The 22,407-nt window shown below is 62.8% G+C and carries 22 protein-coding genes; 16 read left to right on the top strand and 6 right to left on the bottom strand.

From position 1 onward, the window contains the following. Positions 1–56: 56 nt before the first annotated feature. Entirely contained in the window at positions 57–1,277 is a 1,221-nt protein-coding gene (locus ACX80E_RS07405) for a GAF domain-containing sensor histidine kinase (protein WP_459301317.1), read from the bottom strand. 190 nt (positions 1,278–1,467) lie between these two features. Between ACX80E_RS07405 and ACX80E_RS07400 the strand changes: the two genes are divergently transcribed. Both ACX80E_RS07400 and ACX80E_RS07395 read left to right on the top strand, forming a co-directional pair. Next, positions 1,468–1,836 (top strand): DUF485 domain-containing protein, encoded by a 369-nt coding sequence (locus tag ACX80E_RS07400; RefSeq protein ID WP_459301316.1) that lies wholly within the window; start codon positions 1,468–1,470, stop codon positions 1,834–1,836. A 39-nt stretch (positions 1,837–1,875) separates the two neighbouring features. Next, entirely contained in the window at positions 1,876–3,492 is a 1,617-nt protein-coding gene (locus ACX80E_RS07395; protein ID WP_459301315.1) for a solute symporter family protein, read from the top strand. A gap of 157 nt (positions 3,493–3,649) precedes the next feature. Here ACX80E_RS07395 and ACX80E_RS07390 read toward each other — a convergent pair whose 3' ends face one another. The 3 genes from ACX80E_RS07390 to ACX80E_RS07380 form a co-directional block, all read right to left on the bottom strand. Beyond that, positions 3,650–4,396, bottom strand: a complete 747-nt coding sequence (locus ACX80E_RS07390; protein WP_459301275.1) for a hypothetical protein — start codon at positions 4,394–4,396, stop codon at positions 3,650–3,652. Continuing rightward, the gene (locus tag ACX80E_RS07385; RefSeq protein WP_459301274.1) at positions 4,393–4,797 is read right to left on the bottom strand and encodes a DUF4383 domain-containing protein; all 405 of its coding nucleotides are present in this window, start codon (positions 4,795–4,797) and stop codon (positions 4,393–4,395) included. Before ACX80E_RS07385 ends, ACX80E_RS07390 begins: the two co-directional genes overlap by 4 nt. Before the next feature lie 123 nt (positions 4,798–4,920). Further along, the gene (locus ACX80E_RS07380; RefSeq protein WP_459301273.1) at positions 4,921–5,391 is read right to left on the bottom strand and encodes an Lrp/AsnC family transcriptional regulator; all 471 of its coding nucleotides are present in this window, start codon (positions 5,389–5,391) and stop codon (positions 4,921–4,923) included. Positions 5,392–5,579: 188 nt separating this feature from the next. Here ACX80E_RS07380 and pdhA point away from each other — a divergent pair, with 188 nt between their 5' ends. The 4 genes from pdhA (at position 5,580) to ACX80E_RS07360 (ending at position 9,581) form a co-directional block, all read left to right on the top strand. Next, complete coding sequence (pdhA, locus tag ACX80E_RS07375) at positions 5,580–6,722, top strand: pyruvate dehydrogenase (acetyl-transferring) E1 component subunit alpha (protein WP_459301272.1); 1,143 nt, start codon at positions 5,580–5,582, stop codon at positions 6,720–6,722. Then, entirely contained in the window at positions 6,719–7,729 is a 1,011-nt protein-coding gene (locus tag ACX80E_RS07370; RefSeq protein ID WP_459301271.1) for an alpha-ketoacid dehydrogenase subunit beta, read from the top strand. The genes pdhA and ACX80E_RS07370 overlap by 4 nt, the downstream gene beginning before the upstream one ends. 2 nt (positions 7,730–7,731) lie before the next feature. Continuing rightward, positions 7,732–9,105, top strand: coding sequence for a dihydrolipoamide acetyltransferase family protein (locus tag ACX80E_RS07365; RefSeq protein ID WP_459301270.1), 1,374 nt, complete (start codon positions 7,732–7,734; stop codon positions 9,103–9,105). A 107-nt stretch (positions 9,106–9,212) separates the two neighbouring features. Further along, the gene (locus tag ACX80E_RS07360; RefSeq protein WP_459301269.1) at positions 9,213–9,581 is read left to right on the top strand and encodes an SPW repeat protein; all 369 of its coding nucleotides are present in this window, start codon (positions 9,213–9,215) and stop codon (positions 9,579–9,581) included. Positions 9,582–9,824: 243 nt separating this feature from the next. Here ACX80E_RS07360 and ACX80E_RS07355 read toward each other — a convergent pair whose 3' ends face one another. Further along, positions 9,825–10,433, bottom strand: a complete 609-nt coding sequence (locus ACX80E_RS07355; RefSeq protein ID WP_459301268.1) for an SACE_7040 family transcriptional regulator — start codon at positions 10,431–10,433, stop codon at positions 9,825–9,827. A 93-nt stretch (positions 10,434–10,526) separates the two neighbouring features. Here ACX80E_RS07355 and ACX80E_RS07350 point away from each other — a divergent pair, with 93 nt between their 5' ends. From ACX80E_RS07350 to ACX80E_RS07320, 7 genes are read left to right on the top strand one after another with little or no spacing between them, the layout of a single operon-like run. After that, positions 10,527–12,134 carry a carboxyl transferase domain-containing protein gene (locus ACX80E_RS07350; protein ID WP_459301267.1) on the top strand — a complete coding sequence of 536 codons (1,608 nt, stop codon included), beginning with the start codon at positions 10,527–10,529 and terminating at the stop codon, positions 12,132–12,134. Between the two features lie 7 nt (positions 12,135–12,141). After that, positions 12,142–14,229, top strand: coding sequence for an acetyl/propionyl/methylcrotonyl-CoA carboxylase subunit alpha (locus tag ACX80E_RS07345; RefSeq protein ID WP_459301266.1), 2,088 nt, complete (start codon positions 12,142–12,144; stop codon positions 14,227–14,229). Between the two features lies 1 nt (position 14,230). Continuing rightward, positions 14,231–15,394 (top strand): acyl-CoA dehydrogenase family protein, encoded by a 1,164-nt coding sequence (locus tag ACX80E_RS07340; protein ID WP_459301265.1) that lies wholly within the window; start codon positions 14,231–14,233, stop codon positions 15,392–15,394. 46 nt (positions 15,395–15,440) lie between these two features. Then, positions 15,441–16,214, top strand: a complete 774-nt coding sequence (locus ACX80E_RS07335) for a CoA transferase subunit A (protein ID WP_459301264.1) — start codon at positions 15,441–15,443, stop codon at positions 16,212–16,214. 2 nt (positions 16,215–16,216) lie between these two features. After that, positions 16,217–16,870 carry a CoA transferase subunit B gene (locus ACX80E_RS07330; protein ID WP_459301263.1) on the top strand — a complete coding sequence of 218 codons (654 nt, stop codon included), beginning with the start codon at positions 16,217–16,219 and terminating at the stop codon, positions 16,868–16,870. Next, positions 16,867–17,397 (top strand): MaoC family dehydratase, encoded by a 531-nt coding sequence (locus ACX80E_RS07325; protein WP_459301262.1) that lies wholly within the window; start codon positions 16,867–16,869, stop codon positions 17,395–17,397. The genes ACX80E_RS07330 and ACX80E_RS07325 overlap by 4 nt, the downstream gene beginning before the upstream one ends. Positions 17,398–17,435: 38 nt before the next feature. Further along, complete coding sequence (locus ACX80E_RS07320) at positions 17,436–18,245, top strand: HpcH/HpaI aldolase/citrate lyase family protein (protein ID WP_459301314.1); 810 nt, start codon at positions 17,436–17,438, stop codon at positions 18,243–18,245. Positions 18,246–18,388: 143 nt separating this feature from the next. Here ACX80E_RS07320 and ACX80E_RS07315 read toward each other — a convergent pair whose 3' ends face one another. After that, complete coding sequence (locus ACX80E_RS07315) at positions 18,389–18,964, bottom strand: NADPH-dependent FMN reductase (RefSeq protein ID WP_459301261.1); 576 nt, start codon at positions 18,962–18,964, stop codon at positions 18,389–18,391. 131 nt (positions 18,965–19,095) lie between these two features. On the opposite strand from ACX80E_RS07315, the gene ACX80E_RS07310 reads away from it, so the two are divergent. The 3 genes from ACX80E_RS07310 to ACX80E_RS07300 all read left to right on the top strand — a co-directional run bounded on the left by ACX80E_RS07310 (position 19,096) and on the right by ACX80E_RS07300 (position 22,368). Then, positions 19,096–19,605 carry a MarR family winged helix-turn-helix transcriptional regulator gene (locus ACX80E_RS07310; protein WP_459301260.1) on the top strand — a complete coding sequence of 170 codons (510 nt, stop codon included), beginning with the start codon at positions 19,096–19,098 and terminating at the stop codon, positions 19,603–19,605. 193 nt (positions 19,606–19,798) lie between these two features. Further along, positions 19,799–21,013, top strand: a complete 1,215-nt coding sequence (gene dxr, locus ACX80E_RS07305) for a 1-deoxy-D-xylulose-5-phosphate reductoisomerase (RefSeq protein ID WP_459301259.1) — start codon at positions 19,799–19,801, stop codon at positions 21,011–21,013. Positions 21,014–21,036: 23 nt separating this feature from the next. Continuing rightward, positions 21,037–22,368: a M50 family metallopeptidase gene (locus tag ACX80E_RS07300; RefSeq protein ID WP_459301313.1), complete on the top strand. Its 1,332-nt coding sequence runs from the start codon at positions 21,037–21,039 to the stop codon at positions 22,366–22,368. Positions 22,369–22,407 lie beyond the last annotated feature (39 nt).

Genomic DNA, 22,407 nt, shown 5'->3' with positions numbered 1-22,407 from the left:
CTAACGAGCAGGGGGCCCCGGCCGAGCGTAGCGAGGTTTGGGGAGGCGGTTAGTCGTCATGCATCGTGACCGGGCTGGTTTTTTGGCACCGTCATGGTGATCAGCATGCCGTGCCCAACAGCAGTGTCAACGGTGAGGCCGTGCGCATCGCCGTAGACCTGCCGCAGCCGGGCATCAACGTTGCGCAAACCCACGTGGGTGCCATCGTGTTGCCCGGCCAGAACCAGCCGCAGCTGCTCCGGGTCCATCCCCACGCCGTCGTCCTCAATGGTCACTTCGGTAAAGGCGCCCAAGTCCCGGGCGCATATCTGCACCAGCCCGGTGCCCACCTTCGCCTCCAAACCGTGGCGCACGGCATTCTCCACCAGCGGCTGCAGGCTCAGGAAGGGGATGACGGTGCTCAGGACCTCCGGAGCAATCCGCAAACTCACCTGAAGGCGGTCACCAAAACGGGCATTCTCGAGCAGCAGGTACCTGTCTATGCAGCGCAGTTCCTCGGCGAGGGTGGTGAAATCCCCATGCCGGCGGAACGAATACCTGGTGAAGTCGGCGAATTCCACGACCAGATCACGGGCACGTTGCGGGTCAGTGTTGATGAAGGAGGCAATGGCGTTCAGTGAGTTGTAGATGAAGTGCGGGCTGATCTGGGCCCGCAACGCCCGCACCTCGGCCTCGGCCAACAGTGTCCGTGAAGAGCTTAGCTCGGCCAGTTCAAGCTGGGCTGAAACCCAGGCGGCGACCTCGTTGGTGGCCCGTACCAAACCCGCGGTGGGGGTTTTGGACAAGATAATGACGCAGCCCACGGCCCGCGAATCCACAGTCAACGGGCAAATAACGGCAGCCTTCAAATCCGCATCCTCAGGGGGCAACCCCAGTGATTCGCGCAGGGGCTGGTCCAGCCTGGCCACTTGGGTGCGGCCGTTGCTCAGGGCCTTCGCCACCAACTCCATGACCACGGCGGAGTCGGGCTGCTTGGCCGCGGCGCCGGCACCGTCCCAGGCCAGCAGGCGGGAGTCATCGGTCATGGCGAACGCGGCGCAATTGAGCAAGGCGCGCAGCTGCCGGCTGGCCTTCAAGGCCCCCGCAGGTTCCAGACCGTTGCGTAGTTGGGCACCCGCCGCGGCCGCCGAATGCAGGGTAGCAAATGTTGCGTGCTCGGCCTCAGTGCCCAGCTCGCGATAGGAACGAGAGAGCCGAAAACCTACTGCGGCCACGATGGCGATGGCGGCAATGACCACGGCAATTGCGGTGATGAGCAAGAGCGTTGACTCGCTCAGCACTGGAGATGACATGGACTACAGACTAGCTTCTAAAGATTGTGGAGGCCTCTAACGAGCGCGGAAACCTGCTGGACGGCGTCGTTGGGCGCAGCAGTCATGCCGTTCACCGCGGCAGCCGTCAAAGTGCTCGCACATGTGATGTGCGGCACTTCATAGTGAAAGGGATCACATCACTGAAGGAGGAATGATGGGTAATTCTGCCCAAGCAAGTACAGAAGGTCCCGTGGACTTTATCGCTGAACAGAACTCGGAGGAGTTCAAGACGCTCAAAAAGTCACACAGGAGCTTTGTTTTCCCCGTCGCCATCGGCTTTTTGGTTTGGTATTTTGCCTATGTCTTATTGGCCGCCTACGCCCCTGACTTCATGTCCATCAAAGTGTGGGACAACATCAACCTTGGCCTACTCCTGGGCTTGCTGCAGTTCATCACCACCTTTGGCATCACCACCTGGTACGTCTCCTATGCCAACCGCAAACTCGATCCCCAGGCGGCACGGATTCGTCACCGCCTGGAAACGCAGATTGAATCCGCCAACAAGTCCAAGGAAGAGGTTTAAGCCGTGAGTCTGTCCTCTGCTCTTCACACTGTTGCTCCGCTGGCAAAGTCGCTTAGCGAGCAAACGAAGGAAAACTCGTGGATCAATATATTGATCTTCGTCGGATTCGTGGCTGTCACCATGATTGTGGTGTTCCGTGCCAGCCGTAACAACAACACGGCCGCCGACTACTACGCCGCGGGCCGTTCCTTCTCCGGCGGCCAAAACGGTACAGCCATCGCCGGCGACTACCTTTCGGCAGCGTCCTTTTTGGGTATCACCGGAGCCATCGCCGTCAACGGCTACGACGGATTCCTGTACTCGATCGGCTTCCTGGTCGCCTGGTTGGTGGCACTGCTCCTAGTTGCTGAACTGTTGCGCAACACCGGAAAATTCACCATGGCCGACGTTCTCTCTTTCCGCCTGAAGCAACGCCCCGTACGCATTGCAGCCGCCACCACCACCTTGGTGGTGTGCTTCTTCTACCTGCTGGCCCAGATGGCTGGTGCCGGCGGACTCGTTTCACTGCTCCTGGGCTTGGACAACACCAACAAGACCGGGCAGAACATTGTCATTGCAGTCGTCGGCTTGCTGATGATCGTTTACGTACTGATTGGTGGCATGAAGGGCACCACCTGGGTGCAGATCATTAAGGCGTTCCTGCTCATCATTGGTGCTGGCATCATGACAATCATCGTCCTGGCCATGCACGGCTTCAACCTTTCAACGCTCTTGGAAGCGGCGGTTCAAACATCCATCGCCGAAGGAGGCCCCGGCGAGGCGCTGCTGAACCCGGGAGCCCAGTACGGCAAGGCTCCGCTGGACTTCATCTCGCTGGCCTTGGCCCTGGTGCTAGGAACGGCTGCTTTGCCGCACGTGCTGATGCGCTTCTACACAGTCCCCACTGCCAAGGAAGCCCGCAAATCGGTGGTTTGGGCCATCTGGCTCATCGGCGGTTTCTACATCTTCACACTGGTTCTTGGTTACGGTGCCGGGGCACTGCTCGGCAAGGAAGCCATTCTGGCGGCGCCAGGTGGCGTCAACGCAGCCGCCCCGCTGCTGGCCTTCGTCATTGGTGGCCCCATTCTGTTGGGCTTCATCTCCGCCGTCGCCTTCGCCACCATCCTGGCAGTAGTTGCCGGGCTGACCATTACCGCTGCCGCCTCCTTCGCCCACGACATCTACTCCAATGTCATCGTCAAGGGCAAGCCCAAGCCGGAAATGGAAGTCAAGGTTGCCCGCCGCACGGTTGTTGTCATCGGCTTGGTGGCCATTGGTGGCGGCATCCTAGCCAACGGCCAGAACATCGCCTTCCTGGTGGCGCTGGCATTCGCCGTGGCAGCCTCCGCGAACCTGCCCACCATTGTCTACTCGCTGTTCTGGAAGAAGTTCACCACTCAGGGCGCACTGTGGAGCATGTACGGTGGCCTCGCCTCGGCCATCATCTTGATTGCGTTCTCGCCGGTGGTTTCCGGCAGCGCCAAGGCAATGATCCCCGGCGCCGACTTCGCCTGGTTCCCGCTGGCCAACCCGGGCATCATCTCGATCCCGCTGGCGTTCCTTCTGGGCTGGTTGGGTACCGTGCTGGATAAAAACACCGAGGATCCCCGCATTCAAGCGGAGATGGAAGTTCGTTCGCTGACTGGGGTGGGTGCCGAGAAGGCCGTGGACCACTAGTCCCCGCACCCTCCCCAACACTCGCAAGCTCGTGTTGGGGTCCCTCGGGCGCGTGGGCCCACCCAGCTCCTCCCCACCCAGCAAAACGGCCCCGCCTTACGTCAGGAACGACGTCGGACGGGGCCTTTTGCTTGCAGCCACACGGGCGTTGTGGCTGCTAGTGGGAGTGGAGGTCCTTCAGCAGCTGAGTATTGTCGGGACTTCCGGGACTGTCGTGAGTGTCGCCGTGTCCGGAGTGGGGCACGGCAAGTTCGCCTGCCGTGGACGCCGCCATGCCCACTGTTGTCAGGGCGGCAACCAGAATCGAGGCTGCGAAAAGTGTGCCAACTACCGCAACTGCTGATGGCTCCTTGCGGGATTTCTCGGCGGGTTCCTGACGTAGGGCAGCGTTGCGCCGCCAGCCCAGGACCGCAATGACCGACAGCTCCAAGACCAGCAGAGACGCCAGGGTCATGTCAAAGGTTGGGGTTGCCTCGGGCATCCGCCGCAGCCCCAGCAGCAGTCCCGCCAGGTGGAAGAGGGCTGTGATTGACAGCACCAGCCGGAGCGTGGCTGCGCGCTCAATAGTGCCGTTGCGAAAAGACATGAAGCCGTATGCCAGTGCCGCCAGGCCGTAGCCACCCGAGGCGATGCCTGCCACCCATTGCCACGGAGCAGAAGTCAACCATCCGCCTCCTGCCTCAGTGCCAGCTGTTTCCCCACTGATCCCCGGGAGCAAGCTTGATGCTGCAGCGCTTGCCAGGGCGGCGATGCCCAGCAGTGCCAAACTTACATAAAGCGAGGACAGTTCAGTTTCCGTCCGGGCGCTGCTCTCAAGCCGTCGTCGGCCGCTGAGCAAAATCCTGCCAGCGCCCCGCCCAGCAACGGTCGAGGCTCCCAGCTGCTGGGCGGTTGTCATGCTCAAGCGATTCGTGCTGCGACGGTGCGGTCCTGGGAGAGACCAACGGCCAGCAGAACCAAGGCGCTGCCCAGGTGCAGGACGTTGCCAGCACCGTTAAGGGCAATAATGTTCAATGCCGTTCCCGGCAGGAACAACCCCACGATGCCCACCAGCAGGTAAACGACACCCACGGTGGAATTCATGGTCTTGGCAGCTTTTACATTTGACAGGCCGGCGAGCAACAGTGCCGCACCAATGGCCAGGTGGATGATGTTGTGCAGGGGATTGACCTCAAAGACGATCACGTTTCTTCCCTCTGTGGCGAAAAAGCCGATCCCGCTGGTAACAAAGAAGCCCATGATGCCGACCACGAGGTAGACGGCGCCGAAAACTGTGGCGAGCAATCTGTTCGGTGAAGTGCGCATGATGATTAGTCCTTTTCCTGACGACGAAGAAGAAGTTTTCTTCGTCTTGTCCCGAGAGGGTTCAACACGAACCCTCAACAGTGATTCGGAGTGCGCCGGACTTTGGATTGGGCGCTGGCGGAACTATTTCGTCAGTTCCCTTTGCAGCAGGGGAGTGAGCCGGAACGGGACCAGCTCGTTCATGGCCAACGACGTTTCGGTTCGCTCCACGCCGTCGCACGCCAAGATTTTGCCGTTGATCCGGAACAGGTCCTCGGCGGCTTTGGCAACCACGCGCACCAACAAATCTTCCCGCCCGCTGAGCCCGTGGACCTCCACCACCTCGGGAATGGCGGCCAGCGACGTGGCAAGATCCGCAAGCTTTTGTTGCTGCACATGCACCGAAATGAAAGCAGTCAACGGATATCCCAAGGCTGGCGTGCTGACCCTGTGGTCAAAGTTGAGAAAGGCGTTCCGCTTCTCCAGGGACGCCAGCCGGGCCTGGACCGTATTGCGAGAGAGGCCAAGAGTGGTGGCCATGGCCACCACTGTCTGGCGCGGGTCCGCAACCATGGCCAAAAGGATGCGGGCGTCTGTTCCGTCTAAAGTATGCATAATGCGCAGGTTAGCACTATTGCTCGGCTTAAAATAGAGCATAATGATCAGTTTTCGAAAAGGATATTGCGCCACCTGCCAGCTGTGAGTAGGGTCACAGGGAGGGTGGCAACGGCGCTGCCCCACCGTGCGCGAACAATTTTGTAGACGGTTTGTGAGCCTGCAAAACGCTAAGGAGGCGAACCATCGTGCTGGATACTTCGGCCAAATTTGGATCACCAACAGAATCAGTGATTCACCAACTCATCACCGCCGACGGCGTGCGGGTTCAGGACACGGAACTCACCCCGTTCGTGGCCGACGTCGACGATGAGCAATTGCTCAGCTTGTACGAAGACATGGTGGTCATCAGGCGCATCGACTTTGAGGCGACGGCACTTCAACGCCAAGGGCAGCTGGCTCTGTGGCCACCCATGCTGGGGCAGGAAGCGGCCCAGATTGGGTCCATCCGGGCGTTGGAAGCGGCGGACTTTGTGTTCCCCACCTACCGCGAAAACGGTGTTGCCTACTGCCGCGGCGCCAATCTCACCGGGATCATGAGCACATGGCGGGGCAGCGCCAACACCGGCTGGGACCCGCATGAGATCAACATGGCCACCCCGCAAATCATTATTGGTGCTCAAACCCTGCACGCCACCGGGTACGCCATGGGCTTGACCATCGATGGCAAGGAGTCGCTCTCCATCGCCTATCTGGGCGACGGTGCCACCAGCCAGGGCGATGTCCACGAAGCCATGGTCTTTGCCGCAAGTTTCCAGGCGCCAGTGGTCTTCTTCTGCCAGAACAACCATTGGGCCATCTCCGAACCCGTGGGTTTGCAAGCCCACGTTCCCATCGCCGGCCGTGCGCCGGGCTACGGCATCCCCAGCCTGCGCATTGACGGCAACGATGTCCTGGCCGTCCTTGCCGCAACGCGGTGGGCTGCGGCAAGGGCCCGCAGCGGCGGTGGCCCCAGCTTCATCGAGGCCGTCACCTACCGTATGGGGCCACACACCACGGCCGATGATCCCACCCGCTACCGGGAAGGGGCCGAGCTTGAGGAATGGCGTGCCAAGGATCCCATCGCCCGGATACGGGCACTCCTGATGGGCAGCGGAACACTCGACGCCGGTGCGGAGGCGCGAATCGCGGCGAAGGCTGACGCCGTGGCTTCCGAGCTGAGGGCAGGGTGCATAGGCATGCCGGACCCCGAGCCGATGACAATCTTTGACAACGTGTACACGAGCGAGCACCCCATCCTGGACCGGCAGCGCGATCACTACCAACGGTATCTGGCAGGCTTTGCCGGGGCCACTGCCGGAACCACCGTTGCGGAAGGAAACCTCGCATGAGCACTCTGACACTGACCCAAGCCATCAACGCCGGGCTGCGCAGGGCCATGGACGAGGACCCCAAGGTGGTGCTGCTGGGCGAGGACATTGGCACGCTCGGCGGCGTATTCAGGGTGACCGACGGGTTGCTGAAGGACTTTGGCTCCCACCGCGTCATCGACACCCCGCTGGCGGAATCGGCCATCATCGGCACGGCCGTGGGGCTGGCCTACCGTGGCTTCCGGCCCGTCTGTGAAATACAGTTTGACGGTTTCATCTACCCCGGCTTTGACCAGATCGTCTCCCAGGTGGCCAAGTTGCACATGCGCACCCACGGGCAGGTGCGCATGCCCTTGACCATCAGGGTCCCCTTTGGTGGCGGCATAGGTTCCCCGGAACACCACTCCGAGTCACCCGAAGCATATTTTGTGCACACCTCCGGGCTGCGGGTTGTCAGCGCCGCCAACCCGCAGGACGCGTACACGCTGCTGCGTCAAGCCATCGCCTGTGACGACCCCGTGCTCTTCTTTGAACCCAAGCGCCGCTATCACAGCAAGGGCGAGGTGGATCTTGACGCCGACCTGGCTTTGGCCCCGGCCATGGGGGCCGCCCGCGTGGTAGCCCCCGGCACCGACGTCACCCTGGTGAGCTACGGCCCGCTGGTGGCAACTGCCCTGGACGCCGCCCGTGCCGCCGACGCGGACGGTATCTCCATCGAGGTGATCGATCTGCGGTCGCTCTCACCCATCGACTACGGCCCGTTGGAGGAATCCGTGCGCCGGACGGGGCGCCTTGTCATCACGCACGAGGCCTCCGAAACGCTGGGCCTGGGCGCCGAAATTGCCGCTGCCATGACCGAACGCTGTTTCAACTACCTTGAGGCGGCGCCGGTGCGCGTCACAGGGTTCGATATTCCATACCCGCCCTCCAAGCTTGAGAAGCACCACTTACCCGATCTTGACCGCATGCTCGACGGCGTGGACCGCGCCTTGGGCCGCCCCAACTCCCTCACGGGGCTGGAAGGATGACCATGATTGCAGAATTTAAGCTCCCCGACCTGGGCGAGGGCCTCACCGAGTCCGAGATCGTCAGCTGGCACGTGGCAGTTGGCGACACAGTGACGCTGAACCAGGTCCTCGGTGAAGTGGAAACAGCCAAGGCCGTGGTGGAACTGCCCTCACCCTATGCCGGTGTTGTCACGGCCATCACCCATGCCCCCGGCACCATGGTCGACGTGGGCGAGGTGATCATCGCCTTCGACGTGGCGGGGACAGCAACCGACGCGCCCGACACCGACCCCGCGCCAAAGCGGGTTCCTACGCTTGTTGGGTATGGGGCCGATCCGGAGTCGTCCAAACGACCCACCCGCCGGGCACGGGTATTCGCCGCCTCTGCCGCTGCCCCTACTGCCGCCGCTGCCGCTGCCGCTGCCGCCCCGGCCCCGGTCACTACTGCCCCCGCCGCTACTGCCACGTTGGGGAACGCCAGCGGACTTATTCAAGGGGAGCGGCCACGGTCTACTCCGCCAGTACGGAAGCTGGCACGGGATAAAGGGATTGAGCTTTCAACCCTGGTGGGTTCGGGGGAGCGGGGGTTGATCACTCGTGAAGATGTCCTCTCCTTTGCAGGGGACCACGCGAACGGTTCCGCGACAGCTGTGCAGGAACCGCCGTCGGCCGCCTCAAACGTGGCACATACAGGGGCCCGGGAGGTGCGCACGCCCATCAAGGGGGTGCGGAAGTTCATGGCGGCGGCCATGGTGGAGAGCGCCTTCACGGCACCGCACGTCACCGAGTTCCTGACAGTGGACGTTACGGCCGGCATGGACTTTCTGGCGAAGCTGCGCGGCATGAAGGAATTTGCCGGTCTCAAACTCACCCCCTTGACGCTCGCGGCGAAGGCGGTGAGCCTGGCGGTGGCCCGGCACCCGGCCCTGAATACGCGTTGGGATGCGGCGCAGCAGGAAGTGGTGGCCTACAACTACCTCAACCTTGGCATCGCCGCAGCCACGCCGCGGGGGTTGCTGGTGCCCAACATCAAGGACGCGCAGCAACTGGGCTTGCGCGGGCTGGCCGTGGCCTTGGGTGAGCTGGCGGAAACTGCGCGGGCTGGGAAGACTTCGCCCGGTGACTTGGCCGGTGGCACCTTCTCCATCACCAACATTGGCGTGTTTGGCATCGACGCCGGGACACCGATCCTGAATCCGGGTGAGGCGGGCATTTTGGCGCTGGGAGCCGTGCGCCGGACACCGTGGGAATACCAGGGCGAGGTTGCTTTGCGCCAGGTCATGACACTGAGCCTGTCCTTTGACCACCGGCTGGTCGACGGCGAACAAGGCTCACGCTTCCTGGCCGAGGTGGGTGCCATGATGGCCGATCCTGCGATGGGGCTGGTGTTGGGCTGAAATGGGACACCACTGCAACATGATTGCTATGGATACGACGCCGGGACAGACGTATATTTAGTAGTGACCCCCACGTTGGGAGCCAACTCATAAGGAGGCTGGTATCAATGAAGAGGTGGAATCGCTGGCAAGACTTTGTTGCTGTGGCGGCAGGTCTTTTCGCCGCATTGTCTACACTGTGGACAACGCAGCAAGGTAGTTCCATGGTCATGATGATTGGGTGCGGCGTACTGCTGATGGTCACGGGCGTTTGGAATCTGATGAACCCCGGGCAGCCGGTGGCTGAATGGGTTCAGATAGCCCTTGGCGCACTGCTGTTTGTCTCCCCATGGCTGGCCGGCTACACAGCACATTCGGCCGCGACATGGACTTCATGGATCGCTGGAGGTGTGGCGGTGATTGCCGGAGTCATGGCACTGCAGCCGAGCATGCATGAGCACGCTGAAGGCCATCACGGAGGCATGGCAGCGCACTAGTTCCCTGTCCAACTCATCAAACACACAAGCGCCGGGACTCCCGGCGCTTGTGTTTTGTGCCGGGCACGGACAACACGACGAACAGAGCAAGCCCGGTGCGGTGCGCGGCGAGATTCGAGCCGTCCCCTTTGTTTGTGCGCACCGTTCATAGCGGACGTGGCGCCAGTGACAGAGCTGCGCATCATCGACTGCCAGTGAAGCGCACCCGCAGCCACGTGACTAGCCAGGCATGACAAACGCCGCCTAGATGGCCGGGGAAACGCTCAGCCCGGCCCACGCCATGGCTTCTAGCACGGCCCTGGCCGTTGCCGCGTCCGCACTGCGTCCGTTGACGCGCAGGCTGTGCGGTGTGGAGTTGATCAAGCCAAAAACGGCTTGGGCCTGCAACCGGCGCACTGCGTGATCTCGTTCCGGGTGCAGTTTGCCCAGGGCATCCACCCACAGCTCAACATAGGCGCGCTGCAGGGACCGCACGGCGGCCCTGTCTTGCGCGCTGAGCGAATCCAGATCCCGATCCTGGACTCGAATGATGTCCGGTTTGCTCAGGGCAAAATCGACGTGGAAGGCGACAAGGGCGCGCAGGGAGGCATCGACGTCGGGCGCGGAGACAAGTACGGCGCGCCCACCTGCCAGCAAATCCTCACTCACGCCGACCAGCAGGGCACCGAGCAGCGCTTGTTTACCGCTGAAATGCCTGTACACGGCCGGCCCGCTCACTCCAGCTGCGGCCCCCAGATCCTCAATGGACACGCCGCTGAAGCCACGCTGGGCAAACAAGGTGGCGGCAGAGTTGAGCAGCACCGAGCGGCGGTTGGCCTTGGCCTGGGTGCGGGTCGTGGTTATGTGCTGCATCGAATCTTCCCCTGTGCTGGACATCACAGAATTGACAGACTAACCTGAAACTCAGTTAGTGACTATTAACTAAGTGTAGCGGATGAGGGGTCGATGGAGACTTTGCAGAGCCGGGTGGAGCCAGCGGGAGAGGCCTATGCCCGCAACGATGCCCAGCAGCGTGAGCTGGTGGCCCAACTGCGGGACGTGCTGCGTGAAACCGCGCGCGGGGGCCCCGAAAAGTCACGCGAGCGCCATGTGGCACGCGGCAAATTGTTGCCTCGGGAGCGGGTGGACCGCCTGCTAGATGATGGCAGCCCCTTCCTGGAGGTTGCCCCGCTTGCCGCGCACGGCCTGTACGACGGCGCGTCCCCCGGGGCAGGTGTGATCGCGGGCATCGGGCTGGTGCAGGGACGCCACGTCATGATCGTGTGCAACGACGCCACCGTCAAGGGCGGCACCTACTACCCGCTCACCGTGAAAAAACACTTGCGCGCCCAGGAGATTGCCCTAGAAAACCGGCTGCCATGCATATACCTGGTGGATTCCGGCGGCGCCTTTCTGCCCAAACAGGATGAGGTGTTCCCGGACAAGGAGCACTTTGGCCGGATCTTCTTCAATCAGGCACAACTGTCTGCACGGAAAATTCCGCAGATCGCAGCGGTTCTCGGTTCCTGCACGGCAGGCGGGGCCTATATGCCGGCCATGAGCGATGAAACTGTCATTGTGCGCAACCAAGGCACCATCTTCCTGGGCGGGCCGCCGTTGGTGAAGGCCGCCATTGGTGAGATTGTCACGGCCGAGGAACTGGGCGGCGGTGAGGTCCATGCGGGCATCTCCGGCGTTGTTGACCATTTGGCAGAGAACGACGAGCACGCGCTGGCCATTGTTCGCGACATTGTGGCCACGCTCCCGCCGAACCCCGCCCCGGCCTGGGCGGTGGCGGAATCCAGCGTCCCGGCGGCGGACCCGGAGGAGTTGTATGGGGCAGTCCCCACCGACCTGAACACCCCCTATGACATTCGCGAGGTGATTGCCCGTCTGGTGGACGGTAGCAAATTCCATGAGTTCAAGAAGAACTACGGCACCACGCTTGTCACGGGATTCGCCACCCTGCACGGCCACCCCGTGGGCATCGTGGCGAACAACGGTGTGCTGTTCAGCGAATCGGCGCTGAAGGGCGCCCACTTCATTGAACTGTGCGATCAGCGCGGCATCCCGTTGATCTTTCTGCAAAACCTCAACGGCTTCATGGTGGGCAAGGACTACGAGCACGGCGGGATCGCCAAGCACGGCGCAAAAATGGTCACCGCCGTCGCCACCGCCCGGGTGCCCAAGCTGACGGTGATCGTGGGCGGCTCGTTTGGTGCGGGCAACTACTCCATGTGCGGGCGGGCCTATAGCCCGCGGTTTCTGTGGATGTGGCCGGCCGCGCGGATCTCCGTAATGGGCGGCAACCAGGCCGCGTCGGTGCTGGCCACGGTGAAACGTGAGCAGCACGAACAGCGCGGGCAGGAATGGCCGGCCGAAGCTGAAAAGACGTTCAAGGCCCCCATCCTGGCCCAATATGACGATCAGGGCAGCCCCTACTATTCCACCGCCCGCCTGTGGGACGACGGCGTCATTGACCCGGCCAGCACGCGCACGGTCCTGGGCCTGGCCCTGGACGTCTGCGCCCGGACCCCACTGCCGGAGACCTCCTTCGGCCTGTTCAGAATGTGAGCCACGCATGAAACCCGATTCTGGCGCCCCCTTGTTCACCACAGTCCTGGTGGCCAACCGCGGCGAGATTGCGTGCCGCGTGATCCGCACCCTCAAGGGCCTGGGCATCCGTTCCGTCGCCATCTATTCCGAGCCCGACGCCGGGGCCCGCCACGTGCGTGAGGCCGACCAGGCGCTGTGCGTCGGGCCCGCAGCGGCGAGTGAAAGTTACCTTAACATTGCGGCCATTGTGGCTGCCTGCCGCGCATCTGGTGCCCAGGCCGTCCACCCCGGCTACGGATTCCTCGCCGAGAACCTTGAGTTTGCGCGGGCGCTCGCGGCGGAGGGCATCACGTTCATGGGCCCCAACGTTGAGGCACTGAACATCATGGGCGACAAGATTCGCTCCAAAAACCACGTGTCAACGGCCGGGGTCCCCGTGGTGCCGGGCATTTCCCGGCCGGGTCTCAGCGATACGGATCTGGTGGCTGCGGCGAGGGAGATTGGGTTTCCGCTGCTCATCAAGCCCTCGGCCGGCGGTGGCGGCAAGGGCATGCACAGCGTGTTCTCCGCCGAAGAACTACCTGCAGCCTTGGCCACTGCCCGCCGAGTAGCGGCCAGTGCCTTTGGTGATGACACCTTGTTCTTGGAGCGGCTGGTGGCCAACCCCCGCCACATTGAGGTGCAGATTCTCGCCGACAATTACGGCAACGTGGTTCACCTAGGCGAGCGGGAATGCTCCTTGCAGCGGCGCCACCAGAAGGTCATTGAGGAAGCGCCGTCGCCGCTGCTGGAATCCCTGGCCGACAACGGCGCCACCCGGGAACGCATCGGGGCCGCAGCCTGCGCCGCGGCGGCCAGTGTGAACTACACAGGCGCCGGCACGGTGGAGTTCCTGGTCTCCAACGACCGTCCCGAAGAGTTCTTCTTCATGGAGATGAACACCCGCCTGCAGGTGGAACACCCCGTCACGGAAATGGTGGCCCGGGTGGACGGGGAGCCGCTGGATTTGGTGCAGTGGCAGGTGCGCATAGCTGCCGGGGAGTCGCTCACCTTCGCCCAGCCGGCCGTGACCCTTGAGGGCCATGCAGCGGAGGCCCGGGTTTACGCCGAAAACCCCGCCCACGGCTTCCTGCCATCGGCAGGGACCGTGGCTGGTCTGGACGAATCGGTGGCTTTGCGGGAGGGGATTCGGGTTGACAGCTCCCTGCTGGACGGGCTGGACATCTCCTCAAACTACGACCCCATGCTTTCAAAGGTCATCGCCTGGGGCGCCGACAGGGCTCAGGCCCTTGCCCGCTTGGATGAGGCGCTGAGCGACTATGTGGTGCTGGGGGTTTCCACCAATGTGGAGTACCTGCGCCTGCTCCTGGCCGACCCCGACGTGCAGGCCGGCCGGCTGGACACCACCTTGATCGAGCGGAAACTGCCGGAACTTTCGTTCCGGGCGCTGGATGCTGGCGACTATGCCGCAGCGGCCCTCATGGCACGGTGTGGCCCGGCGCAGGCTCCGGCGTCACCCTGGCTGAGAACTGACGGTTGGCGGCTGGGCGATCCAGCGCCGTGGCGCAGCACGTGGGCTGGCCCCGACCGGGCGGCGGTGGTGACGGTCAGCGGTACTGAGGGGACCGGCGTCGTCCAGGTCAGCGGCGAAACCCGGGATCATCAGGCCGTGCTCGTTGCCGCCAAGGATGGTCGACTCGAGATGCTGTGGGACGGCGAACCACGCCACTACCGGACAGCGGTTCATGGAAGCACTGTGTTTCTGGGCAGCGCCGGGTGGGGCGCCTCGGTGGAGCTGCTGCACCGCGACGAGGCCCTGGCGCGCATGCTGGCCGGCCTGGAACGTGAGGGAGCGTCGGCGGACCCGCACGTGCGCAGCCCCATGCCCGGCACCGTCACAGTGCTCAATGTCAGTACGGGCGACAAGGTGGCGGCCGGCACGGTGCTTCTCGGCGTGGAGGCCATGAAGATGGAACACCAGCTGGTGGCCGCCATTGCCGGCACAGCCCACATCAGTGTGGCTGTGGGGTCGCTGGTCAAGGCCGATCAAGTGGTGGCCACAGTGGTGCCCGATGAATCTGTTGCAACTACACACAGCCCTGAAGGGGAATAACGTGCCAAATTTTGAACTCAATGACGAGTACCAGGACCTCAGCGACATGGTCAGGGACTTTGCCGACAACGAGGTGGCCCCCGTGGCTGCCAAACACGACCAGGAGCACTCCTTCCCCTACGAGGTGGTGGCGAAGATGGGGGAGTTGGGCCTCTTTGGTCTGCCTTTCCCGGAGGAGTTTGGCGGCATGGGCGGCGACTACTTTGCCCTGGCCCTGGCCCTGGAACAGTTGGGCCGGGTGGATCAGTCGGTGGCCATCACCCTCGAGGCGGGTGTTTCGCTCGGCGCCATGCCCGTGCACCGCTTCGGCACGCAGGCGCAAAAGGAGCAGTGGCTGCCGTCGCTGACCTCGGGCCAGGCGTTGGCCGGTTTTGGCCTGACCGAGCCCGACGCCGGATCGGACGCCGGGGGCACGACCACCAAGGGGCGCCTGGAGAATGGTGAATGGGTGATTGACGGCAACAAGCAGTTCATCACCAACTCGGGCACGGACATCACCCAATTCGTCACTGTCACCGCCGTGACGGGCACCTCCGAACGGGCCAACGGATCCGTGAAGAAGGAAATCTCCACCATCCTGGTGCCCAACGGGACACCGGGCTTCACTGTGGAGAAGCCCTACAACAAGGTGGGCTGGAACGCCTCCGACACGCACCCCTTGACGTTCGTCAATGCCCGGGTGCCGGAAGAAAACTTGTTGGGGGAGCGTGGCCGCGGCTACGCGAACTTCCTGTCCATTTTGGATGAGGGTAGGATCGCCATCGCTGCCCTCGCCACCGGAAGCGCCCAGGGATGTGTCGACGAGGCCACCCGCTACGCCAAGGAACGCAGCGCGTTCGGCCACAATATTGGCCACTACCAAGGCATCTCGTTCAAGATTGCCCGCATGCAGGCCCGCGCCCACCTGGCCCGTCTGGCCTACTACGACGCCGCCGCACGCATGCTTGCCGGCAAGCCCTTCAAGACTGAGGCGGCCATAGCTAAGATGACAGCAAGTGAGGCGGCCATGGACAACGCCCGGGACGCCACTCAAGTCTTTGGCGGTTACGGGTTCATCAACGAATTCCCCGTGGCCCGCCATTACCGGGATTCGAAGATCCTGGAGATCGGAGAAGGCACCACGGAAGTCCAGCTGATGCTCATAGCCAGGGAACTGGGCCTCTAAGCCCGCTGCTGGTCCACGTGATCACCAAAGTGAAAGGTAATCCGCCATGATCAACAAAGTAGTCGCATCCCCGGCCGCAGCCATCCACGACATCCACCACGGAGCGTCCCTGGCCGTGGGCGGGTTTGGGTTGTGCGGCATCCCCGTGGCGCTCATCGCGGCCCTGCACAGTGCCGGGACCTCAGAGCTGGAAACCATCTCCAACAATTGCGGCGTGGACGACTGGGGCTTGGGCATCCTGCTCCGGGATGGCCGCATCCGGCGCACCGTCTCCTCCTACGTGGGGGAGAACAAGGAATTCGCCCGGCAATTCCTGGCCGGGGAACTGGAAGTTGAACTCACCCCGCAAGGCACGCTCGCCGAAAAGTTGCGGGCTGGAGGGGCCGGCATCCCGGCGTTCTACACGGCCGCCGGCGTGGGCACCCAGGTCAGTGAGGGTGGCCTGCCGCGCAAGTACGACGGCGCTGGGGGAGTCGCCATCGCCTCGCCCGCCAAGGAGGTGCGCACGTTCCGGGACGCGGAGTTTGTGCTGGAGGAATCCCTCACCCCGGATTTTGCGCTGGTGCACGCGTGGAAGGGTGACCGCCACGGCAACCTGGTCTTCCATGCCACGGCAATGAACTTCAACCCGCTCTGCGCCATGGCGGGACGCATCACCATTGCCGAGGTGGAAGAACTCGTCGAACTAGGCGAGCTGGACCCCGAACACGTGCATGTCCCCGGGATCTTCGTCCAACGCGTCGTTCACGTCCCGGCCGGCACACCGGGCAGCGAAAAGCGCATCGAAAAGCGGACCGTTGCAACAGCACAGGAGGCATGAGAATGGCACTGACACGCAATGAGCTCGCCGCTCGGGTGGCACAGGAACTACACAACGGGCAGTACGTGAACCTGGGGATTGGCATGCCCACCTTGATACCGAACTTCATCCCCGCCGGGGTGGAGGTGGTGTTGCACTCGGAGAACGGGATACTGGGCACAGGCCCCTACCCTGCAGAGGCCGACGTCGACCCCGACCTGATCAATGCCGGCAAGGAAACAGTGACGGTGAACAAGGGGGCCGCGTTCTTCGACTCGGCCCTGTCCTTTGGCATGGTGCGCGGGGGCCACGTCGACGTGGCAGTGCTGGGGGCCATGCAGGTTGCCGAGAACGGCGACCTGGCGAACTGGATGATTCCGGGCAAGATGGTCAAGGGCATGGGCGGTGCCATGGACCTGGTGTTTGGTGCCAAGAAGCTCATCGTCATGATGGAACACCTGGACAGGGATGGCAACCCCAAAATTGTGCGGGCGTGTACGCTGCCGTTGACAGGGAAACGCTGCGTTGACCTCATAGTTACCGATCTGGCCGTCATTGAGGTGACACCGGAGGGGCTGGTGCTGAAGGAATTGGCGCCAGAGGTCAGCGTGGCAGAGATTGTGGCGGCCACGGGCGCGCCACTGAATGTGGAGATGCATGATGTGGACAACGTATGAATGAGGGTCACGCAGGATTCCCGAGAGCGCAGGCGCCCATAGTAGTCACCCAGCGCGGACTGTTCTTTGAGGAGCTCCAGCTGGGCGCCGTGTACCAACACAGGCCCGGGCGCACCATGACAGAAACGGACAACGTCCTGTTCACCACCATGACCATGAACACCCAGGCCCTGCACCTGGACGCGGCGTGGAGTGCCGAGCAGCCCTTTGGCCAGCGCCTCATGAATTCCATGTTCACCCTGGCCACCATGGTGGGCCAGTCGGTGGCGCAACTGACCCAGGGCACCATCGTGGCGCAGCTGGGCATGACTGACATTTCCTTCCCGCACCCGCTGTTTCACGGCGACACCCTGTACACCGACACGGTGGTGAGTGAAAAACGGCTGTCCGCCTCACGCCCCGGTCAAGGTATCGTGACCATGGAACACACCGGACGCAACCAATCCGGCGTCGTGGTTGGAAAAGCGAGCAGGACAGCACTGTTTTTGCTCCTGCCCACCAGCGAGCCAGCCCCCGTGACAGCTTAGAGAAGGAGCCCACCATTTCCGTGCGCAAAAATTTCACCATGGGACCGGCGCTGCTCTTCGCCCCGGCCGACAGGCCTGAACGATTCGGCAAGGCCGCTGACCGGGCCGACGCCGTCATTCTGGACTTGGAAGACGCCGTAGCGCCAGGGGCCAAGGCCAGAGCGCGCGAGAATATAGCCACCAGTGCGCTGGATCCGGCAACCACCATCGTGCGCATCAACGCCTTAGGCACAGAGGACAGCCGTCTGGACTTGGCATCCTTGGCCCTGAGCAACGTCAACACCATCATGGTGGCCAAAGCGGCCGATCCCCACGCCATCGCGGCGCTCGCAAAATACAACGTGGTGGCCCTGTGTGAAACGGCCGCAGGCATCCTGGCGGCGCCAGCCCTGGCGCAACTGCCCAATGTTGTTGCCCTGATGTGGGGGGCCGAAGACCTGGTGGCATCCTTGGGCGGGACCTCCAGCCGCTTCGCCGCCGGTCCCGCTGCCGGCAAATACCGGGCAGTGGCAACCCATGCGCGCTCGCAGCTGCTGCTGGCGGCGGGCGCGGCCGGGAAGGTGGCCATCGACTCCATCTACGCGGACTTTGCCGACCTTGACGGGCTGGTCGCTGAGTCTGAGGACGCAGTTGCCAGCGGCTTTGGGGCCAAGGCTTGCATCCATCCGTCCCAGGTTGCTGTGATCCGCGACGCCTACCGACCCAGCGCCGAAGACGTGGCAGCCGCGGCGGAACTTCTGGCTGCCGCCGACTCCGCCGGAACAGGTGTTTTTGCCTTCAAGGGCCAGATGGTCGACGGCCCGATTTTGTTGCACGCCCAGCAGACCCTGCGCCGCGCCGGCCTTTAACCCTTCAGACGCTCTCGCAGTAGTGGTCAATTTTTTCGTGACGCTCTCGCAGCAATGGTCATTAATTGCTGAACGCTCTCGCAGCAAGTGCGAGAGCGTTCGGCAAAACTACACCATTGCTGCGAGAGCGTCGGGGCGGCAGCTTAGACAGTTGCCAGGGCGCCCTCGCGGACAGCCTTCATGGCGTGCGTCCAAGAAACCAGCTGGTCGAACATGGGGGCAACGGAGGCGGCCTGGAGTTCTGTGGGCTTGAAAGTGGAGAAGTTCTCAAAGTCGGTGAATAAGGAGAACATGCCCGTCTTCTGAACGTGGGCAACCTGGAGCTCGGAGAGCATGCCGCGCAGGTGCTCGATGGCTCGGGCACCGTAAGCTGAGCCGTAGCCGACCATGCTGGCAGCCTTGTTGTTGAACTCAACGTTCAAGTAAGAGATGGCGTTGGCCAGCGCGGGCTGAACCGAGTGATTGTATTCGCCGGTGATGAAAATGTACCCGTCGAACTCGTTCATCTTGGCAGCCCAGACCTTGGTGTGGTCGTTCTGGTAGTTCTGGTATGCGGCCGGGTAGGCCTCATCTAGGATAGGCAGGTTGAAATCGGCAATGTCGACCAATTCGTAGTCAGCATCTTCACGGAGCTGGGCTTGGGCCAAAACCCACTCCGCAACGCCTGTGTTGTTGCGGCCGGGGCGGGTGGAACCGGTGACGATGGCGATCTTGGGCATGCGCATTTCTCCTTGACATTGATAATCCGCCACCTCAGATAGGTGACGCGTCAACTAAAACTTGATGTTTCTAGCGCGAACCAGACATACTTGATATGTCAACTACTGCCTAACAACTATTGAGGGACGTCATGGGTACACCAGAAACCACGGCAGACGCCACCGCAGAAGCCGCCGTCGAGCCACGCTGGCTTAGCGCGCACGAACGGGAGCTGTGGCTGGAGCTGCGGGAGTTCACCATTGGCCTTCCCCGCGCCATCGACCGCCAGCTCAGTCAAGACTCGAGTGTTTCGGGCGGGGAGTTCGCCATCCTTGCAGCCGTTTCGGAGGCGCCGCCGGAAGGTGTGCGGTCAAGCGACTTGGCGGCGATACTGGCGTGGGAGCGTTCAAGGGTTTCACACTTGCTCCGGCGCATGGAGGCCAGAGGGCTCGTGGGCCGTTGCGCCGCCAGTTCCGATGGTCGTGGTCAGGAAATTTCCTTGACGGAAGCCGGCTGGGCAAAGGTCCGCAGTGCTGCCCCGGGGCACGTAACCATGGTGCGCGAGACAATTTTTGACCCCTTGACCGTGGAGCAGCAAGAGCAGCTTCTTGTGGCGATTCGCAGTATTCGCCACGCTGTCACCGGGCGCGGACTCTGGTAGTCCCCGGCTCCTCCCGAGACAAAGCCGCTGGCGCGTCTTGATCCTGGGGCCCTCGGAACCGGGGGCCCATCCGGCTCCTCCCATGATAAAGCCGCTGGCGCGTCTTGATCCTGGGACCCTCGGAACCGGGGCCCATCCAGTTCTTCCCACGATAAAGCCGCTGGTGCGTCCCAAGTGCGGAATACTGGTAGCCATGGCGCATCGTAAAGTGATCATCCTCGGCTCAACAGGTTCAATCGGCACTCAGGCGATTGACGTGATCGAACACGCAACCCTTGCAGCGGGCAGTCCGCGCTTCAGCGTGACTGCCCTGAGCGCCGGTGGCGGCAACTTGGAGCTACTGGCGCAGCAGGCAGTCCAGCTGAAGGTGCTCGCCGTGGGAACTGCCACGGACGACGCCGGGACCTTGCGTGCCCTGATCGACTCTTCTGCCGCTGCTGCTGGCTTGGCAGGCTTCGCGCCGACGATTGTCACCGGCCCGGACGCGTCCACTGAGATCGCCGCATGGGGTGCGGGAACCGCCGAGGCCGCCGACGTTGTGCTCAATGGCATTACCGGCTCCATTGGTTTGGCCCCTACGTTGGCCGCCTTGGGCACCAGCGCCATAGTGGCGCTGGCCAACAAGGAATCTCTCATTGTGGGCGGCGCCTTGGTAAAAGACGCTGCGTCACCTGGGCAGTTGGTGCCCGTGGATTCCGAGCATTCCGCCTTGGCCCAGGCGTTGCGATCAGGCACTGCCGCCGAGGTGGACAAATTGATTGTGACGGCCTCCGGGGGGCCGTTCCGTGGCCGCAGCCGCGAGGAGTTGGCCGATGTGACACCGGCCCAGGCGCTCAAACACCCCACCTGGGACATGGGCCTGATGGTCACCACCAACTCGGCCACACTGGTCAACAAGGGTTTGGAAGTCATCGAGGCGCACCTGCTCTTCGATGTTCCCCTTGACCGCATTGAGGCAGTGGTGCATCCGCAGTCTGTGGTGCACTCCATGGTGCAATTCACCGACGGTTCCACCATGGCCCAGGCTTCGCCTCCGGATATGCGCCTGCCCATAGCTTTGGGGTTGGGTTGGCCCGAACGGGTTCCCGGGGCTACTGCGCCGTGTGACTGGAGCAAGGCAACTTCCTGGACGTTTGAGCCACTGGACAACGTGGCGTTTCCCGCCGTCGAACTTGCCAAGGAGGCTGCGCGGCGGGGGAGTACCTGCCCGGCCGTCTACAACGCGGCCAATGAGGAAGCTGTCCATGCATTCCATGCCGGCGAGATAGGCTTTTTGGATATTGTGGACACGATTGCGCAAGTTCTCAGTGAACACACACCCAGTTCGCAGCTGACGCTCGAATCCGTGTTGGAAGCTGAAGTGTGGGCGCGCGCGCGGACCCATCAGGTGCTGGCCACTAAGGGCTGAGAACCATCGGTAGAAGAAAGTAAATTGTGACTGTATTGCTTTTCATTGGCGGAGTGGTCTTCGTGGCCGTTGGGATCGCCCTCTCCATCGCCTTGCACGAGGTGGGCCATCTGCTGCCCGCGAAGCTGTTCAACGTCCGCGTCACCCGGTACATGATCGGGTTTGGGCCCACGCTGTGGTCCAAGAAAAAGGGCGAAACGGAGTACGGCGTCAAGGCCATTCCGGCCGGCGGCTATATTGCCATGGTCGGAATGTACCCGCCGAACCCGACCGACGGCAGTGTCCGTCCGTCCAGTACGGGCATGTTCCAGACCATCGCCAGCGAGGCGCGCAGTTCTGCGCACGAGGAAGTGGGGCCGGAGGACGCGAATAGGGTGTTCTACAAGCTTCCCGTGTGGAAAAAGATCACCATCATGCTCGGTGGACCCTTCATGAACCTGCTCATTGGGGTGGTGCTCATGGGCGTGTTGTTGATGGGCTTTGGCACCGCCCAGGCCACCACCACCTTGGCGGAGGTCAACGCTTGCCAGGTGGCTTTTGGTGAACCGGCACCCACGGACCTAAAAAACTGCACCAAGACTCCCGCCGCTGCCGCGGGGTTGCGGCCGGGAGACACGGTCACGTCCTTCGACGGCAAGGAAATAACCGATTGGACCGCGTTCACGGACTCGGTCCGCGCGTCGGCCGGTAAGACTGTTCCCCTGGTCTACGTCCGTGGCGGGGAAACCATCACCACCACCATCACCCCCGTACTGACTGCGCGGCCCGTCATTGACGCCAACGGCATGGCCAAGGTGGATGCCGACGGCACCACAGTCACCGTGCAGGCCGGGTTCTTGGGTATTGGCCCCAGCACAGCCATGGTGCGAGAACCGGCGTCGGCCGTTCTCCCGGCCGTGGGGCACAACATTACCCAGATTGGCGGAGTCGTTTTCCAGCTTCCGCAAAAGCTCGTCGGCGTGGCCCAGGCGGCGTTTAGCTCCGAGCCGCGGGATCCCAACGGCCCCATCTCTGTGGTGGGTGTGGGGCGCGTGGCTGGTGAAGTGGCCGCCATGGAAGAGATTCCGCTGAGCTCCCGAGCGGCGACCTTGATTGGTCTCTTGGCCGGTGTCAACCTTGCCCTGTTCGTCTTCAACTTGATTCCGCTGCTCCCGCTCGACGGCGGACACGTCGCCGGGGCGCTGTATGAAGGTGCGCGGCGCACTGTTGCCAAGGTGTTCAAGCGCAAGGATCCCGGGCCCTTCGACATTGCCAAACTGTTGCCCGTGACGTACGCGGCGGCAATCCTGCTCATGGCCATGGGTGCGTTGCTGATCTACGCAGACATCGTCAAACCGGTCAACCTCTTCGGGTAGCCGATCCCATCGCGCGTGGGATAGTCACACAAATCAACA

It is taken from the genome of Arthrobacter sp. TMN-49 (genome assembly GCF_054511095.1).
This window is presented reverse-complemented; position numbering and strand designations above follow the sequence as displayed.